The organism is Hylemonella sp. GW821-FHT10B10, assembly GCF_059415585.1.
In genome coordinates this window covers 1,712,741-1,729,775 of record NZ_JBWKNN010000001.1, presented here as the reverse complement: position 1 = coordinate 1,729,775, position 17,035 = coordinate 1,712,741, and the positions used below count along the sequence as shown (strand labels likewise).

At 64.0% G+C, this 17,035-nt stretch carries 15 protein-coding genes; 8 read left to right on the top strand and 7 right to left on the bottom strand.

Annotated features, from left to right (window positions below; all coding sequences use genetic code 11):
- Nucleotides 1-40: 40 nt before the first annotated feature.
- The 3 genes from AC07NT_RS08425 to AC07NT_RS08415 are packed head-to-tail and all read left to right on the top strand — an operon-like array spanning nt 41 to nt 4,853.
- Nucleotides 41-1,975, top strand: a complete 1,935-nt coding sequence (locus tag AC07NT_RS08425; protein ID WP_498596904.1) for a TonB-dependent receptor plug domain-containing protein — start codon at nt 41-43, stop codon at nt 1,973-1,975.
- Entirely contained in the window at nt 1,975-2,916 is a 942-nt protein-coding gene (locus tag AC07NT_RS08420; RefSeq protein ID WP_498596905.1) for an ABC transporter substrate-binding protein, read from the top strand. The genes AC07NT_RS08425 and AC07NT_RS08420 overlap by 1 nt, the downstream gene beginning before the upstream one ends.
- On the top strand, nt 2,913-4,853 hold the full coding sequence (locus AC07NT_RS08415) for a hybrid sensor histidine kinase/response regulator (protein WP_498596906.1): 1,941 nt from the start codon (nt 2,913-2,915) through the stop codon (nt 4,851-4,853). Before AC07NT_RS08420 ends, AC07NT_RS08415 begins: the two co-directional genes overlap by 4 nt.
- Nucleotides 4,854-4,860: 7 nt before the next feature.
- Here the strand turns inward: AC07NT_RS08415 and AC07NT_RS08410 are convergent, their stop codons facing one another.
- The 4 genes from AC07NT_RS08410 to AC07NT_RS08395 form a co-directional block, all read right to left on the bottom strand.
- On the bottom strand, nt 4,861-5,751 hold the full coding sequence (locus AC07NT_RS08410; protein ID WP_498596907.1) for a hypothetical protein: 891 nt from the start codon (nt 5,749-5,751) through the stop codon (nt 4,861-4,863).
- A gap of 76 nt (nt 5,752-5,827) precedes the next feature.
- Entirely contained in the window at nt 5,828-6,484 is a 657-nt protein-coding gene (locus AC07NT_RS08405) for a response regulator transcription factor (protein WP_498596908.1), read from the bottom strand.
- Nucleotides 6,485-6,605: 121 nt separating this feature from the next.
- A complete protein-coding gene (locus AC07NT_RS08400) occupies nt 6,606-7,121 on the bottom strand; it encodes a hypothetical protein (RefSeq protein ID WP_498596909.1) in 516 nt (171 codons plus the stop codon).
- A gap of 277 nt (nt 7,122-7,398) precedes the next feature.
- Nucleotides 7,399-9,465: a sodium-translocating pyrophosphatase gene (locus tag AC07NT_RS08395; protein WP_498596910.1), complete on the bottom strand. Its 2,067-nt coding sequence runs from the start codon at nt 9,463-9,465 to the stop codon at nt 7,399-7,401.
- A 224-nt stretch (nt 9,466-9,689) separates the two neighbouring features.
- Here AC07NT_RS08395 and ppa point away from each other — a divergent pair, with 224 nt between their 5' ends.
- The 3 genes from ppa (at nt 9,690) to AC07NT_RS08380 (ending at nt 12,747) form a co-directional block, all read left to right on the top strand.
- A complete protein-coding gene (gene ppa / locus AC07NT_RS08390; protein ID WP_498596911.1) occupies nt 9,690-10,232 on the top strand; it encodes an inorganic diphosphatase in 543 nt (180 codons plus the stop codon).
- 175 nt (nt 10,233-10,407) lie between these two features.
- Nucleotides 10,408-10,908: a chemotaxis protein CheW gene (locus AC07NT_RS08385; RefSeq protein ID WP_498596912.1), complete on the top strand. Its 501-nt coding sequence runs from the start codon at nt 10,408-10,410 to the stop codon at nt 10,906-10,908.
- Between the two features lie 90 nt (nt 10,909-10,998).
- Complete coding sequence (locus AC07NT_RS08380; RefSeq protein WP_498596913.1) at nt 10,999-12,747, top strand: methyl-accepting chemotaxis protein; 1,749 nt, start codon at nt 10,999-11,001, stop codon at nt 12,745-12,747.
- A gap of 7 nt (nt 12,748-12,754) precedes the next feature.
- On the opposite strand, the gene AC07NT_RS08375 is transcribed toward AC07NT_RS08380, so the two are convergent.
- Nucleotides 12,755-13,930 (bottom strand): GNAT family N-acetyltransferase, encoded by a 1,176-nt coding sequence (locus AC07NT_RS08375; RefSeq protein WP_498596914.1) that lies wholly within the window; start codon nt 13,928-13,930, stop codon nt 12,755-12,757.
- A gap of 27 nt (nt 13,931-13,957) precedes the next feature.
- Between AC07NT_RS08375 and AC07NT_RS08370 the strand changes: the two genes are divergently transcribed.
- Entirely contained in the window at nt 13,958-15,643 is a 1,686-nt protein-coding gene (locus AC07NT_RS08370) for an NAD+ synthase (protein WP_498596915.1), read from the top strand.
- Nucleotides 15,644-15,703: 60 nt separating this feature from the next.
- On the top strand, nt 15,704-16,042 hold the full coding sequence (locus AC07NT_RS08365) for a P-II family nitrogen regulator (RefSeq protein ID WP_498596916.1): 339 nt from the start codon (nt 15,704-15,706) through the stop codon (nt 16,040-16,042).
- On the opposite strand, the gene AC07NT_RS08360 is transcribed toward AC07NT_RS08365, so the two are convergent.
- Nucleotides 16,039-16,623, bottom strand: coding sequence for an LOG family protein (locus AC07NT_RS08360; protein WP_498596917.1), 585 nt, complete (start codon nt 16,621-16,623; stop codon nt 16,039-16,041). The genes AC07NT_RS08365 and AC07NT_RS08360 overlap by 4 nt on opposite strands.
- Nucleotides 16,620-17,021 carry a diacylglycerol kinase gene (locus tag AC07NT_RS08355; RefSeq protein WP_498596918.1) on the bottom strand — a complete coding sequence of 134 codons (402 nt, stop codon included), beginning with the start codon at nt 17,019-17,021 and terminating at the stop codon, nt 16,620-16,622. Before AC07NT_RS08355 ends, AC07NT_RS08360 begins: the two co-directional genes overlap by 4 nt.
- Nucleotides 17,022-17,035 lie beyond the last annotated feature (14 nt).

The window sequence follows — 17,035 nt, the reverse complement described above, 5'->3', positions numbered from 1 at the left end:
CAGGGATAAGAAAAAAAACAAATCCCCGGAAAACCTGCCCATGAAACGCAAGAACGACCTGATCTACCTGTCTGTCCTCTGGGGGCTGGGCGGCTTGGCCGCGGCCCAGCAGTCAGAGTCCGTCTCGGAAAAGGACTATCTGGACGATGTGCCGGTGGTCCTGTCGGTATCGCGTCTGCCGCAGCGGCTGGATGAAACGCCGGGTGCGGTCACCATCATCGATCGCCAGATGATCCGCATGAGCGGCGCGCGTGATGTGGCCGACCTGCTACGGCTGGTTCCGGGTTTCCGCGTCAGCAATTCTTTTGAGAGCAACACACCGCAAGGCAGCTACCACACCAGCCTGAGCGACTACTCCAACCACATGCAGGTCATGGTCGACGGGCGTTCGGTCTATTCCACTTACCTTCAGGGCAGTACGGGCCCCGGCTTGCAGACGGTGGCGCTGGAGGACATCGAGCGCATCGAGGTGCATCGCGGTTCCAATTCGGCAACCTATGGTGCCCGTGCCTTTCTGGGCACGATCAATATCATCACACGCGATCCGCTGGACACGCTGGGTGCCCAGGTCCAGCTTGCAGGCGGAGACAACCAGATCGCTGACGGGCTGGCCCGTCTGGGCTGGGGTGATGACCGTGCAAGTTACCGACTCACGGCCGATCAACGCGCCGACCGCGGTCTGCAGGGCAGCAGCGGGCCGGACCGCGTCAGTCGGGTGAATCTCCGTGGAGACCTGCGCGTCAGTGCCAATGACCAGGTCGAGATTCGCGTGGGCCAGAGCGTGTTGGAGGCGGGGGTGGGTTTTGCCAACCAGACCGGCAACGCCGTGCGCGCGCGCCAGCTAGACACCTCTTTTGCCCAGCTGGACTGGAAGCGCAACCTGGGCGTGGACGAGGATCTGGCTTTTCAGGTCTCCCATACGGCCGAGTTCATCCGGGACCAGTTCCCGTACACTCCGGCACCCGGTCTGACGATCGACTTTGGCGGGCGCTCCAGCAATGACAACATCTCGCTGCAACACACGCTGCGCCTGAACAAGGCGGTGCGCCTGGTCTGGGGGGGCGAGTTGCGACGCGAGACGATTGTTTCGCGGCCGCTTTACGATACCGATGCGGCTTTTGTGACCGATTTCTCCCGCGTGTTCGGCAATGCCGAATGGCGCCTGCACCCCGACTGGCTGCTCAATGCCGGAGCCCTGTTCGAGCGCAGCAATATTGCCGGTGAGCACCTGTCCCCGCGTGCCATGCTGAACTGGCGCGTCGCCGAAGGGCACACACTGCGCTACGGTGTGACCCAGGCCTTCCGGCCGCCGAGCACGTATGAGAAATATGCCAATGTGCGCTACTACCTCGGGGGCACACTGGCCGACTCGACCGATGTGGCACGGGGCAGCGTGGTGTCGGAAAAGGTCCAGACACGCGAGATCGGCTACCTGGCCGAGTTGCCCGGCAAAACTTTCAGCCTGGATGTGCGTGTCTACGAGGAGGATGTGCGTGGCGTGATCAAACGCCTCCAGTACACCCTGCCAGGCAGCGGCAATGGCGACCAGGTCTTCGATTACACCAACAGCGAGGACTTCAACATCCATGGTTACGAGTACCAGCTGAAGTGGAAGCCCTGGCAGGACGGCCAGTTGATCTACGGCCAGTCCCTGGTGGACAGCACGCAATCGGTCGGTTCCGGGCCGGTCCGGGCCTACGGTACCCAGAGCCTGATGCTCATGCAGCGCCTGCCGGCCGGTTATGAGTTCAGCCTCATGTACTTCGAGGCCGATGCCACCCATTTCCCAGGCGAAGACCAGGCGGCGCCGGCCATGAGCCGTACCGACATCCGCCTGGCGCGGTCCATGCGCCTGGGCGGAAAGCGTGCAGAGCTTTCTCTGGTGGTGCAGAACCTGGGGGCTTCTTACCAGGACTTCGTGCCTGCTTTCCGTTACTACCAGCAGACCTATCTGATGCTGAAACTGGAGAACTGATGCCGCTGCCTGTCCTGCTGCGGCATGGCCTGCCGCTCCTGCTTCTGTTGACACTGCTCGCCGGTGGCGTACACGCCAACGAGTCGGCGGTGATTGTCGTCAGCAGTGAGCGCAGCGCGGCCTACCAGGAAGCCGCCGAGGCCGTGACGGTTGAACTGCTGCGCTCGACAGAGACGCGACGGGACATACTGCAACTGACAGCGGCCGATCTGCCGGCCTACCGCGGTGCGGCCCCGCGTTTGTACATCGCCCTGGGGACCGAAGCCTGTGCGCAGCTGATGCGCGCCGCCGCCGCTGCCCCCGTACTGTGCACGCTTTTGCCCCGTTCCAGTTTCGAGCGCGTGTTGCGTGATGCTGGTCGACGTACCGGGGCGACGCTCTCGGCGTTGTACCTGAACCAGCCTTTGGGGCGCCAGCTCGACCTCATGCGCCTGGCCCTGCCCCAGGCGCGTCGTGTGGGCGTGCTGTGGGGCGCAGATTCGCAGTCCCAGGAAGCCATGCTGGAGTCGGCCGCCCAGGCGCGTGGGCTCAAGGTGGTGGGGGTGCAGATCAAGCCGGAAGAGCCGGTGTTCAACGGCCTGAAGAAGATTCTCGACGAGTCCGATCTGTTGCTGGCACTGGCCGATCCGCAGATCTACAACTCCAGCAGCATCCAGAACATCCTGCTGGCGTCCTTCCGTGCGCAGGTGCCCATGCTGGCTTTTTCGCCCGCTTATGTGCGGGCCGGTGCCCTGATGGCGGTCTACTCGACCCCGGCGCAGATCGGCCAGCAGGCTGGTTTGCTAGCGCGCGGTGTATTGCAGGGGCAGCCGCTGGGTGTGCCGCAATACCCCTTGCAGTTTGAAGTCAGCGTCAACGAGCACGTGGCGCGTTCGCTGGGCCTGACGCTGGATGCCGGTGCGCTGGCTGAGCGCCTGCGCCGTCAGGAGCGTGGCCCATGATGCGCTTCTTCGACATCCGCGACCGCATGCTGCTGGCGGCGCTGTTGCCCGTGACACTGGTGGCTGTGCTGCTGTCCACAGTCTTTCTGGCCGGACGTTACGCCGACCTGGACGAGGCCCATCAGCAAAGGGCCCGTTCGCTGGCACGCCAGCTGGCCAGTGCCAGCGAATACGGCCTGTTCTCTGCCAACACCAGCAGTCTTCAGGCGATCGCGGCGGGGGCCTCGCGCGAGCCGGACGTGCGCTCCGTCATGATTTTGAATGCACAGGGGCAGGCCTTGGCCCTGGCGGGCTCGACCAGTCTGGCCACGCTGCCTGCGCTGGGCCAGCAAGAGCAACGCTGGGTCGATGCAGCCACCGGTCTCGAAGTGCTGCTGCAACCGGTCAGCCCCTCGCAACTCAGGCTGGACGATTTGTTCGAAGGTTCCACCCCTGTGGATCGCAGCGAAGCCGCACCACTGGGACATGTGGTGCTGGAGATTTCGCGTGATGGGGTGGTCTCGCGCAGCCATGACATGCTGGCCCTAGGCTTGGCGGTCACGCTGGGAGGGCTGCTCTTTGGCGGCGTGCTGGCGGTGCGCATCGGCCGTGGCGTGATCCAGCCCATCCTGCGTGTCTCCGACATGATCGAGCGCATCGGACAGGGCGAACTGTCCATGCGGGGAAAGGTGCGGCCCGACGATCCGCTACGCGATCTGCAGCAGGGCCTGAACCAGATGGCCGAGCACCTGCAGCAGGGGCGCGATGAACTGGAGCAGCGCGTGGCCCTGGCGACCTCGGAACTGCGCAGCAAGAAGGAGGAGGCCGAGACCGCCACGCGGGCCAAGTCTCGTTTCCTGGCCGCTGCCAGCCATGACCTGCGCCAGCCCATCCATGCACTGGGCATGTTCGTGGCGCGCCTGGCCCAGCTACCGCACGACCGCGAGACGCGCCACCTCATCAGCAATCTGGAGGCTTCGGTGCGCGCCATGCAGGACCTGCTGGATGCGCTGCTCGATATTTCCCGTCTGGATGCCGACGCCGTGCGGGTACAGCAACAGCCTGTGCCCCTGGGCCCTCTGCTGGAGCAGTTGCGTGGCGCCTTGCTGCCGGTGGCGGCGGACAAGGGACTGCGCTTGCGCGTGCGAGACAACGAGCAGTGGGTGCAGAGCGACCCGACCCTCTTGCACCGCATTCTGCTGAACCTGATCAGCAATGCTTTGCGCTACACCGGGCACGGCGGCGTGCTGGTGGGCTGCCGGCGCAGCCGCGGAGGCAGCCATCTCTGGATCGAGGTCTGGGACACGGGGGTGGGCATACCACCCGAGCACCAGCAGGACATTTTCCGCGAGTTCTACCAGATCGGCAATCCGGAGCGCGATCGCAGCAAGGGCCTGGGCCTGGGCCTCAACATCGTCGACCGCACGGCGCGCCTGCTGGGGCATACCGTGCAGCTGTGTTCCGTCCCCGGGCGGGGCACGCGCTTTCGCATTGAAGTGCCGCTGGCACCGCCCGGGGATCTGCAGGCCTTGCTGGCGGCGGCCGATCCTTTGCCCTTGGACGATGTGCGAGGCCTGCGCATTCTGGTGATCGAAGACGACACGCACTCGGCCCAGGCCCTGCGTGGCCTGCTTGATTCCTGGGGCTGCGTGGTGGCTGTGGTGGAGGGCCTGCAGGGGGCGCTGACCCTCGTGCACGGAGGGTTCGCTCCCGATCTTGTGCTCAGCGATTTCCGTCTGCGTGCGGGTGAAAGCGGTATGGAGACCCTGCGGCGCCTGCGCACGACCCTGGGTCGGCCGCTGCCGGCCTGTCTGATGAGCGGCGACACCGACCCGGAGCTGATCCAGTCTTGTCGCGACGCCGGCTTGCCCCTGCTGCACAAGCCGGTGCGGCCTGCCAAGCTGCGTACCCTGATCCGCCGCCTGGCACGGCCGCTGCCCGCAGTCCCCGCAGGCTGAGCGATGCTCAGCGCGCGGGCGTTTGTAGCTGCAGCGACAGGGGGATGGGCAGACGGTTCACCGTGACTTCCGATGCGGCGCCCGGACGGCGGATGATGCCGTAGAGCAGGCCCGGCTCGCTACGGTCGAAGGCGATGCCCTGGCCGGCGAGCGTGACAGGGTAGGTGTCTGTCCAGCGCAGCACCGAGCCCATGGCGGGCAGCTCCACCACATACACCTCGGCGTTGTCATGACCCGTGATGTAAAGCCGGTTGTCGGGCCCGAAGGCACCACCGGAGTTGCTCATGTCACCGAACTTTTCCACCAGCGCGTCGGGGAAGACCCAGGCACCGTCCACGCGCCAGCCGGCATCGAAGCGCACCAGTTGGGTGGCGTACTTGTTGCCATAGGCGAGGGGGCTGCGGTCAAAGACACGGTTGTAATTGGCGAACGCGCCCCACCAGACGCCCTTGGCGTCGCGGTCGAGCCAGGTGAGCGAGCCGCGATCGATGCCCAGGCTGTGGCTGCGCACGTGCTTGAGTGTGGCCGCGTCCCAGATCTCGACAGAGCTGGTCATGGGCCAGGCCGGATAGTTGGAGTGGGCGGTATAGAGCAGGCCGTCCAGCACCACGCCGCTGTCCAGGTGCAGGATGGGGCCATCCTTCGGGCCTTCCCAGCGCGCTTTGGGGGCACCGGTCTTCTTGTCAAATTTGGCGATCACACGGTTGTCGATGGCGTAGAAGGCGTCCTGATCGACGGCCACGGCCTGGCGCGCGTCCTTGATCGTGAAGCGCGCGACAGGCGGCGGTGTGCGGGTGGCGACCTCTTGCGCAAGCGCGTACGCTCCCGGCAGCGAAAGGCTCAGCAGCAGGGAGAGGGCAGCGATGCGGGATCCGGCGAGCAGTATCGACAGTCTCATGAGCGAACCTTGTGGTGGTGAAGAAAGGCCCAGAATAGGAAAACTGTGTGACAGCACCGTGATCTGTGCACAGGCTTCAGGTCAGGTCGTCGGGTGCCATCTGCGGCCGGCCCGAGCCGGCAAAACCATGGCGCTTGGCGGCCAGCACAGCCTGGGTTCGTGTGGTGACACCAAAACCGCGCAGGATGTTGCTCACATGGTTTTTCACCGTTTCCTCGGAGAGGTAGAGCATGCGCCCGATCTCCTTGTTGGAGTAGCCGTCCAGCAGCAACTGCAATACCTCCTCTTGGCGTGGCGTGAACAGCGGCAGGGGCAGATCGGACTGGCTTTCATCGCCCACCAGGGGCGGAAGGGTGGGCATGTGCACGCCACCGGCGAGTACCAGGCGGGTGACCGAGATCAGTTCGTCGCTCATGCCGGATTTGGTCAGGAAGGCGGCGGCGCCCTTTTGCATGACCTGCTGCATGACCCTTGGATTGACCGAGCCGGAAAGTACGATGATGGGCAGGGCCGGATGCTGGCGGGCGAAGACGTCCAGTGCCTCCAGCCCATTCATGTCTGGCAGGTGGTAGTCCAGCAGGACCAGATCGAGTTCGGGCTCCTGTTGCGCCAGTTCGAAGGCGCGGGCGCATGAGCCCGCCTCCAGCACGTCCACGCCGTCCTCCAGACCGCGCAGGACCTGGCGCAGGCCTTCGCGTATCAAGGCGTGATCATCGACAACCAGTATCTTCAACGTGTTTCCCAGCAGAGCGCAAACCAAGGAGCATGGTAGCGCATGGGCTGAACGGTTCCGGTCCTTGCAGGACCGGCCGGAACGAGGCGGACCGCTCGTCGTCTTGTGACGCTGTCAGCAATCAGCGCAGAGGCGTGGGAACTGTGGGGATGTGATCCTGGTCGTCACGACGCAGGTCGTGGGCCGAGGGCGGCAGGTCGAATTTGCCCAGGTCGGCCGATACCCGCCAGTAGGCAGGCCCGGGCATGCGGGTGTGCGGGAAACCACAGGTCGGGGCAAACACCCAGGACATGACGTGAGCACTGTGGTTGTTGGCCGGGTCGAAGTGCTGCAAGCCTTGCAGGATCTGCTGCTTGAGAAGGGGCGCGTAGCGCAGCAGGCCTTCATGCCAGGTGTAGACGATCAGGTTGATCTGGAAGTTCTGGACACCACCCGTGTGCGGTCGCGGTATGACTTCGCAGCCTATCCAGTCGATCGGAATGCCGTTGAGCCGCAGAGTGTCGCGCAGGACCATGCGGACCAGGTCGCGGTAATTGAGCGGATTCTGGGACTGGATGGAGGAGCCCGTCGTGGAGGGGCTCTCTGCCGAGGTGCTGTGGCTGGCGGGGTTGCGCGAGGAACGGAACATATCAAACATGGAACAGTACTCCGGGCTAATAGGCGGAAACCATCTTCCCGTTGTGATCCGGGCTTCCCAACTGTGACGGATTGATTATGTAGAGAGTTCGCGAGCAGAGCAAGAGAAAAAGCGGTGGCCCGAGATCGCGGCCAGGTCTGTTCTGAGCTCTTTCGGGGGTGGGGCTTTACGCTATCGCCGGCGCTGAAGCATTGGTCTTTCGTATGGCCTCGCCGCGTGAACGCCAGCGCCATGAAAAAAGCCCGCCGGATGGCGGGCTTGCGTGGGGCGTCTGGCTTCAGCCGTGGAACTTCATCATCAGCGGCACGATGAGCAGAGCCACGATGTTGATGATCTTGATCAGCGGATTGACAGCCGGCCCGGCGGTGTCCTTGTAGGGGTCGCCTACGGTGTCACCGGTGACGGCCGCCTTGTGCGCATCGCTACCCTTGCCACCGTGGTTGCCGTCCTCGATGTATTTCTTGGCATTGTCCCAGGCGCCGCCGCCGGTGCACATGGAGATGGCCACGAACAGGCCTGTGACGATGGTGCCCATGAGCAGGCCGCCCAGCGCGGCCGGACCGAGGACCAGACCGACCAGGATCGGCACCACCACCGGCAGCAGCGAGGGGATCATCATTTCCTTGATGGCCGCCGTGGTCAACATATCGACTGCGGTGTCGTACTCGGGCTTGCCCGAGCCGTCCATGATGCCCTTGATGTCGCGGAACTGGCGGCGCACTTCAACGACCACCGCACCAGCGGCGCGGCCCACGGCTTCCATGGCCATGGCGCCGAAGAGGTAGGGGATCAGGCCGCCGATGATGAGGCCGATGATGACCATCGGGTTGCTCAGGTCGAAACTGATGACCTTGCCATAGGCTTCCAGTTTGTGCGTGTAGTCGGCAAACAGCACCAGCGCAGCCAGGCCGGCCGAGCCGATGGCATAACCCTTGGTCACGGCCTTGGTGGTGTTGCCCACGGCGTCCAGCGGGTCGGTGATGTCACGCACGCTGGAGGGCAGCTCGGCCATCTCGGCAATGCCACCGGCGTTGTCGGTAATCGGGCCGTAGGCGTCCAGCGCTACCACGATGCCGGCCATGCTCAGCATGGAGGTGGCCGCAATGGCGATGCCATACAGACCGGCCAGCTGGAAGGACACCCAAATCGCGATGCAGACGAAGATCACGGGCCAGGCGGTGGAGCGCATGGACACGCCCAGGCCGGCAATGATGTTGGTGCCGTGGCCGGTAGTAGAGGCCTGCGCGATGTGGCGCACGGGGGCGTACTGCGTGCCGGTGTAGTACTCGGTGATCCAGCAGAGTGCGCCGGTCAGTACCAGGCCGACGGCGCAGGCGCCGAACAGACGCAGCTGACTGCCGGTGGCGGTGATGGCGTTGTCCGGCATCAGCCACATGGTCACGAAGAAGAAGGCGACCAGCGAGAGCACGCCGGCCACGGCCAGGCCCTTGTACAGGGCCGGCATCACGTTCTTCATGCCCGGGGAAGCCTTGACGAAGAAGCAGCCGATGATGGACGCGATGATGGACACGGCGCCCAGTGCCAGCGGATAGACCACGGCACTGGTGCCGGCGCCGGTGACCAGCAGGGCACCCAGCACCATGGTGGCGATCAGCGTGACCGCGTAGGTTTCGAAGAGGTCGGCCGCCATACCGGCGCAGTCACCCACGTTATCACCCACGTTGTCGGCGATCACGGCCGGGTTGCGTGGGTCATCCTCGGGGATGCCGGCTTCGACCTTGCCCACCAGGTCGGCGCCCACGTCGGCGCCCTTGGTGAAGATGCCGCCGCCCAGGCGGGCGAAGATGGAGATCAGCGAGGAGCCGAAGGCAAAACCGATCAGCGGGTTAAGCAACTTGGCCAGGTTGCTGCTGGCGTTCAGGTTGCCATTGCCGACCAGGAACCAGTAGAAGGCGCTCACGCCCAGCAGGCCCAGGCCCACCACCAGCATGCCGGTGATGGCGCCGCCGCGGAAGGCCACGTCCAGTGCCGGGCCGATGCCCTTGGTAGCGGCTTGTGCGGTGCGCACATTGGCGCGCACCGATACGTTCATGCCGATGAAACCGCAGGCGCCTGAAAGCACGGCACCGACGATGAAACCGACCGCGGTCTGGCCATCAAGGAAGAGACCGATCAGGATGGCCAGCACGACGCCGACGATGGCGATGGTCTTGTACTGGCGGGCCAGATAGGCGGCCGCACCGGTCTGGATGGCCGCCGCGATTTCCTGCATGCGGGCATTGCCTGCGTCTTGCGAGAGGATCCAGCTGCGAGCCCAGATGCCGTAAGCCACGGCTATGAGTCCGCACACGAGCGCCAGTATCAGCGCTGAATTGCCTGTCATATCAAACTCCTGTGTTGTTGTATCGCGTAGGGGTGGCAACGCAGGGGCCGGTGCCACCGATGCGTTGCTTCCTCGCCGCGACAGCCCGCAGGTCTGACAGGACGATTGGCCAACGGGCGGACTGTAACGTGAAAACAGGCGCTTTCAAGAGGGCGTCAGGACGGAGCAAGTAAAATCAGGGTTAATACCGATCTCTTTCCGTCTCAACTCAGCAAGAAGCAACCATGTCCCTAGACAACGTCACCCCAGGCAAGAATGTTCCCGACGCTTTCAACGTGATCATCGAGATCCCGATGAACGCCGACCCCATCAAGTACGAGGTGGACAAGGAAACCGGTGCCATCTTCGTGGACCGTTTCATGAGCACGGCCATGCACTACCCGACCAACTACGGTTACGTGCCCAAGACGATCTCGGGCGACGGTGACCCGGTCGACGTGCTGGTCATTACGCCCGTGCCCCTGATCCCCGGTGTGGTCGTGCCTTGCCGCCCGATCGGCATTCTGAAGATGACGGACGAGGCCGGTGAAGACGGCAAGGTGCTGGCGGTGCCCACCGACAAGATCCTCTCGCTCTACACCCAATGGCAGAAGCCCGAGGACCTGAACCCGATGCGCCTCAAGACCATCGAGCACTTCTTTGAGCATTACAAGGATTTGGAACCCGGCAAGTGGGTCAAGGTGCAGGGCTGGGAAGGCCCGGAGTCGGCCAAGAAGGAAGTCATGGACGGCATCGCCGCCTACAAGAGCAAGCAGTCCAAAGGCTGATTGAGCTGACCCGATCCAACGCCGGCAGGCCCGCGGGTCTGCCGGCGTTTTTTCATGCGGTGGTCTCGGAATCGCAGGGTTTTCACGGTCCAGTTTGAGCAACACCTGCTGAACTCCCGCGTGTATCATGAACCGAAGGTCAAGCCGGCGTACGTCGCCTGGAAGGAGCAAGATCATGCATAGCCCCAGTGAAACCCGTGCCGACGCCACGGCCGTCTCCGCGACCTCTGGCCAGTACCTTACCCTGCGCCTGGGCAAAGAGGAATACGCCATCGACATCCTGCGTGTGCAGGAGATTCGATCCTATGAGGAGCCGACCCGCATGGTCAATGCGCCGGCCTTCATCAAGGGGGTGGTCAATCTGCGGGGTGTGATCGTTCCCATTGTCGACCTGCGCATGAAGCTCGACCTGGACAAGGTCGAGTACAACGAGTTCACCGTGGTCATCATCCTCAACGTGCGCGGTACCGTGATCGGCGCGGTAGTCGATTCGGTGTCCGATGTGGTGACGCTCGGAGCAGATGCGATCAAACCTGCGCCGCAGTTTGATACCACGCTGGACACCCGTTTCATCACCGGCCTGGCCAGTGTGGGCGAACGCATGCTGATCGTCATGAACATGGAAGCCCTGATGAGCAATGCCGAGATGGGCATGATGGCCACAGCCATCAACTGAGCGACAGAGAAAGACAAGCCCGCGATGACGGGCGATGCAACAGGCGGCCCGCAAAGGGCGCGGGAGGCGCGATCATAAGAGGAGACGCGCATGGAATTCTGGTTTCGATTGCGGATCGGCACCCGCCTGGCCCTGGCATTTGCCGCCGTACTTGTCATCACCACGACCGTTTCGGCCCTGGGGGTATGGCGGATCGGAACGCTCAGGGACACCAGCCATGAGATTGCCACGGTCGAGCTGCAGCGCAGCTTGCTGGCCCAGCGCTGGGCCTCACAGATTGCCATCAACTGGGTGCGGGCCTCGGCTGCGCTCAAGACGCGCGACGAGTCCTACATCGAGTCTCTGCAGAAAGACATGGCGGCCACCTCCAAGGCCATCAGCGACGACCAGCAGCAACTTGAAGCCATGGTGGAGGATGCTCAGGGCAAGGAATTGCTGGCCGCTGTGGCGAAAGTCCGCAAGACTTACGTCGATGCACGCGCCGCCTTGATCAAGCGGCAAAAGGCTGGTGAGGACATCCTTGGCGCAGTCGACAATGACTTGCGTCCACTGGCGGAAACCTATCTCAAAGCCGTCGATCAGGTTGCGGCCTATGCGCGAAAGCAGTTGGCCGAAACACAAGAAGATGCCGAGGCGACAGCAGCCAGAAGCCAGCTGGCCCAGGCTGGCGGAACCGTTCTGGCGGTGTTGCTAGGCGTGGTTCTGGCTTTTCTGGTCACGCGTTCCATCGTGCGACCGGTTCAGCAAGCAGCTGCGTCCACACGGCATATCGCTGAAGGGGACCTGACGACGCATATCCCGGCGCGCGGCTCCGATGAAGTGGCCCAGCTGCTGCAGTCCCTGGCCGCGATGCAGCACAACCTGGCTCGTATCGTCAGCCGCGTCCGCCAGGGCAGCGATTCTGTTTCGACCGCCAGCGCCGAGATTGCCCAGGGCAATCATGACTTGAGCGCACGCACCGAAAGCCAGGCCAGCGCCCTGCAGGAGACGGCGGCCAGCATGGAGGAGCTGTCCTCCACGGTGCGTCAGAACGCCGACAACGCCAAGCAGGCCAACCAACTGGCCCAGAGCGCCAGCACGGTGGCCATCCAGGGCGGCGAAGTTGTGGCCCAGGTGGTGGACACCATGAAGGGCATCAACGACAGCTCCAAGAAGATCGCCGACATCATCAGCGTGATTGACGGCATTGCCTTCCAGACCAATATCCTGGCCTTGAACGCGGCGGTTGAAGCCGCCCGCGCGGGCGAACAGGGCCGGGGTTTTGCCGTGGTGGCTTCCGAAGTGCGCTCACTCGCAGGCCGCAGCGCCGAGGCCGCCAAGGAAATCAAGAGATTGATCACTGACAGCGTGGGCCGTGTGGAGCAGGGCAGTGCCCTGGTGGACCAGGCCGGCAGCACCATGAACGAGGTGGTGGCCAGCATCCGGCGCGTGACCGACATCATGGGTGAGATCAGCGCGGCCAGCAGCGAGCAGAGCCAGGGCGTGGCCCAGATCGGCGAAGCGGTGACGCAGATGGACCAGGCCACGCAGCAGAACGCGGCCCTGGTGGAAGAGATGGCCGCCGCGGCCAGCAGTCTCAAGAGTCAGGCTCAAGATCTGGTGCAGACCGTGGCCGTGTTCAAAGTGGACGCTCAACAGCAGGAATTCGGCGCCTCGGCAGCGACAGCAGTTGCCGTCGCGCACACTGCGAAACCCGCCGCTTTGCCCGTGCGTCCGGCAGCACCCCGGCCGATGGGCACAGGCGGCGGCCAGGCAGCCGCTGCCAAGACGCCGCCCAGCCCGTCTCCGAAATTGAGCGTCAAGGCTGGCGGCAACGACGGCGACTGGGAAAGTTTCTGAACCAGCCTCAGCTGCTCTCCACCCGCAGTGGGGAGTGCCGCTCCAGTTCATCGACATAGTCCTGGACGCCCACGGTTTCACGTTCGAGAAAGCGTTCGATGGCCTGGGCGAATTCCGGATGTGACAGCCAATGGGCGCTGCTCGTGCGCACGGGCAGCAGGGCCCGGGCCAGCTTGTGCTCGCCTTGCGCCCCCCCTTCGAAGCGGTGGTAGCCCTGGCTGATGCACCACTGGATCGGACTGTAATAGCAGGCCTCGAAATGCAGGCAGTCGACCCGTTCCAGCGCACCCCAATAGCGTCCCCAGGCTACTTTCTCTGCTCCGGCATCGCTGACGGCGATCAGGCTGCTGGCCATGGGTCGGCCCCGGCGCTCGGCGATGAACAGCAACCAATGCTGTGGCTGCGTCCTGGCGATCTCTTCGAAGAAGCTGCGGCTCAGATAGGGCGGATTGCCATGCTCCAGGTAGGTCTGCTCGTAGCAGCGGTAGAAAAAATCCCAATCGTTGGCGCTGATGTCCAGCCCCCGAACGTGGCGCAGCGTCACGCCGGCTTCCAGGACCTTGCGCCGTTCCTGCCGGATTTTTTTGCGCTTTTCCTGGTTCAGGGCGGCCAGGAAGTCCTCCATGTCACGGTAGGACGCAGGGGTCCTGTTTTGCCAATGGAACTGCACCGTATGGCGCAGCAGCAGGCCGGCCTGCTCCGTGCAGTGGAGATCGGTGGGCGTGCCAAACAACAGGTGCAGGGAGGAGAGCTTGGCTTCACGGCACAGCTCCAGCACCGCTTCCATCAGCGCCGCGCGCGCCGCTGCGTCGCGGGCCAGCAGGCGGCTGCCAGGTACCGGTGTAAAGGGCACGGCCACCACGGCCTTGGGGTAATAGGCACGGCCGTGGCGGTGGTGGGCATCAGCCCAGGCCCAGTCAAACACGTATTCGCCGCGCGAGTGACTCTTCAGGTAGAGCGGGCAGGCGGCCTGCAGGTGGCCTGTGGCGTCCCACAGGGTGAGGAAGCGTGGTGTCCAGCCGCTGTCCGGCACGGCGCTGCCACTGCGGTGCAGCGCGGCCAGGTAGGCATGCTGCATGAAGGGCGTGGGCTGGACTTGCAGCGCCAGCAATTCGTCCCAGGTTTGGGCTTCGATTTGCAAAGGTGTGTCGAGCACCCGGATGACATAATTGCTTTTACTCACGCTGATTCCCGACTTCTCTTGCCTTCCATGACCCTGCGTATCTGCCTTGCCCAGCTCAATTTCGTCGTCGGCGACCTGGCAGGCAATGCCCAGAAAATCATCGATGCCGCACACCAGGCTTATGCCGATGGCGCACGCCTGTTGTTGACACCCGAACTCTCCATCTGCGGTTATGCCGCCGAAGACCTGTTCTTCCGCCCATCCTTCATCGCCGCCTGTGATGATGCCGTGAAAACAGTGGCCCGCGAGTTGGCCGGGTTAAAGGACATGACCGTGGTGGTGGGGCATCCGGCCGCCATCGAGGCCGGCGGGCTGCGCACGCGTTCGGTGACCGTGCCCAACCGCGTCAATGCCGCTAGCGCGTTGCGCGAGGGGCGGGTGGTTGCCAGCTACGCCAAGCGCGAACTGCCCAATTACCAAGTCTTTGACGAGCGCCGCTATTTTGTGCCAGGTCGTGACGTCTGCGTCTTCGAGGCCGGTGAGGCCGGTGCGCGTGTCAAGGTGGGCCTGCTGATCTGCGAGGACGCCTGGTACGAGGCGCCGGCACGCGAGACCCGTGCCGCCGGGGCCGAACTGTTGGCGGTCATCAACGCCTCCCCCTTTCACGTGGGCAAGGGAGGCGAGCGCGAGGAGATGATGCGGCATCGGGTGCGGGACTGCGGCCTGCCCCTGGTCTACGCCCACCTGGTGGGTGGGCAGGACGAGGTGGTGTTCGAGGGACACTCCTTTGCCTTGCAGGCCGATGGCGCGCTGGCGGCGCGAGCGCCGAGTTTCGTCGATGACCTGTTCATGCTCACCGCGGAGCGCGCCGCGACCGGTTTGCGCCTGGGAGGACCCAAGGAACCCGATCGCAGCGCCGATGCCGACCTCTGGGATGCCCTGGTCCTGGGCGTGCGCGACTACATCGGCAAGAACGGATTCCCCGGGGCCATCCTGGGCCTGTCGGGGGGGATCGATTCGGCCCTGGTGCTGGCGATTGCCGTAGACGCCCTGGGCGCCAGCCGTGTTCGTACGGTGATGATGCCTTCGCCCTACACGGCCGACATCAGCTGGATCGACGCACAGGACATGGCACGGCGACTGGGCGTGCAGTACGACGAGATATCCATCCTGCCCGAGTTCGACGCTTTCAAGGCCTCGCTGGCGCAGGAGTTCAGAGGCCTGTCGGAGGACACCACCGAGGAGAACATCCAGGCCCGCATCCGCGGCACGCTGCTGATGGCCCTGTCCAACAAGAGCGGGCGTATCGTGCTGACCACGGGCAACAAGTCCGAGATGGCCACGGGTTACTGCACCCTCTACGGCGACATGGCGGGTGGTTTTGCAGTGATCAAGGACTTGGCCAAGACCACGGTGTTCCGGTTGGCGCGCTGGCGCAATGCCCACGATCCACATGGCAGCGGTGCAAACCCGATTCCCGAACGCATCATCACCCGCCCGCCCAGTGCCGAGCTGCGACCGGACCAGAAGGACCAGGATAGCCTGCCTGAATACGAGGTGCTGGACGCGATCGTCGAGCGCTATATGGAGAACGACCAGGGCATCGAGGAGATCGTGGCCCAGGGGTATGCACGGGCCCATGTGGAGAAGGTAACGCGCCTGATCAAGCTCAACGAGTACAAGCGCCGCCAGGCGCCCGTGGGCATCCGCGTGACCCACCGCAGTTTCGGCAAGGATTGGCGTTATCCTATTACCAACAAGTTCAGAGCCTGACTTGCATCGCAAGCCGGCCGACTCCCAGTTTACCCACCGACAGAAGAAGGAAGAAGAACCATGAAGCAGATTACCGCCATCATCAAGCCCTTCAAGCTCGAGGAAGTGCGCGAAGCGCTGGCCGAGTGCGGCGTGACGGGTCTGACCGTGACCGAGGTCAAGGGCTTCGGCCGCCAGAAGGGGCATACCGAGCTTTATCGCGGCGCCGAGTATGTCGTGGACTTTCTGCCCAAGGTCAAGGTCGAGGTGGTGGTCAAGTCCGACGATGTGGACCGCTGTGTCGACGCCATCGTCAAAGCCGCCCGCACCGGCAAGATCGGCGACGGCAAGATCTTCATCACTTCCGTCGAGCGCGTGGTGCGCATCCGCACCGGCGAGCTCGACAACACCGCGATCTAAATACCTTCGAGTCGCGGCGCCGGCGCCAGGCCGGCGGCCTGTACCAGGCTGCTGAGCAGGGCCACCGGCTCACTGCCGGTCTGGATCAGTTCCATCTGCCATTCGTTCAGGAACTGCTGCTCGACCGTCGAAGCCAGGAAGGCCAGCAGCCCGTCGTAATAGCCCGCGGCGTTGAGGATCCCGACCGGCTTGTCGTGATAGCCCAGCTGGCGCCAGGTCCAGACCTCGAACAGCTCCTCGAAAGTGCCGATGCCGCCCGGCAGGGCAACAAAAGCATCGGCACGCTCGGCCATCATGCGCTTGCGGTCGTGCATGGTCTCTACGACGTGCAGTTCGGTGCAGTCGTACAGCGCCCATTCTTTCTCCACCAGGGCCTTGGGGATGACGCCAACGACGCGGCCCCCCGCCGCAAGGGTGGATTCAGCCACGACACCCATCAGCCCTGCCTTGCCGCCGCCGTAGACCAGTTGCCCGCCATGCCGGCCGATCCACTGGCCCACGGTATGCGCAAGGGTTGCAAATTGAGGGTCCAGGCCGGGCCGCGAGCCGCAATAGACGCAAAGCGAGAAATTCGGGTTCATGCTAGGAAGCGGTGGTAGAGCGCCGCGGCCCAGATGCCGGCACACAGGAGCAGGCTCAGCAGCACTGCGGCACTGCCCATGTCCTTGGCGCGTTTGGACAGATCGTGCCATTCGGGGCCGATACGGTCGATCGCGGTTTCGATCCCGGTGTTGAGCAGCTCGACGATCATGACCAGCAGCACTGAACCGGCGAGCAGGGAGGTTTCGGTCCAGCTGCGGCCTAGCCACAATGCAAGCGGTAGCAGCACGATGGCGGCGACGGCTTCCTGGCGGAAGGCCGTTTCATGCCACCCGGCGCGCAGGCCCTCGATGGAATAACCCAGCGCGTGCCAGACACGGTTCAGGCCGATGCGACCTTTTTGAGGATTGACGGGGGAAGGGGGTTGGATCTCGGACATGGGACCGATTGTCC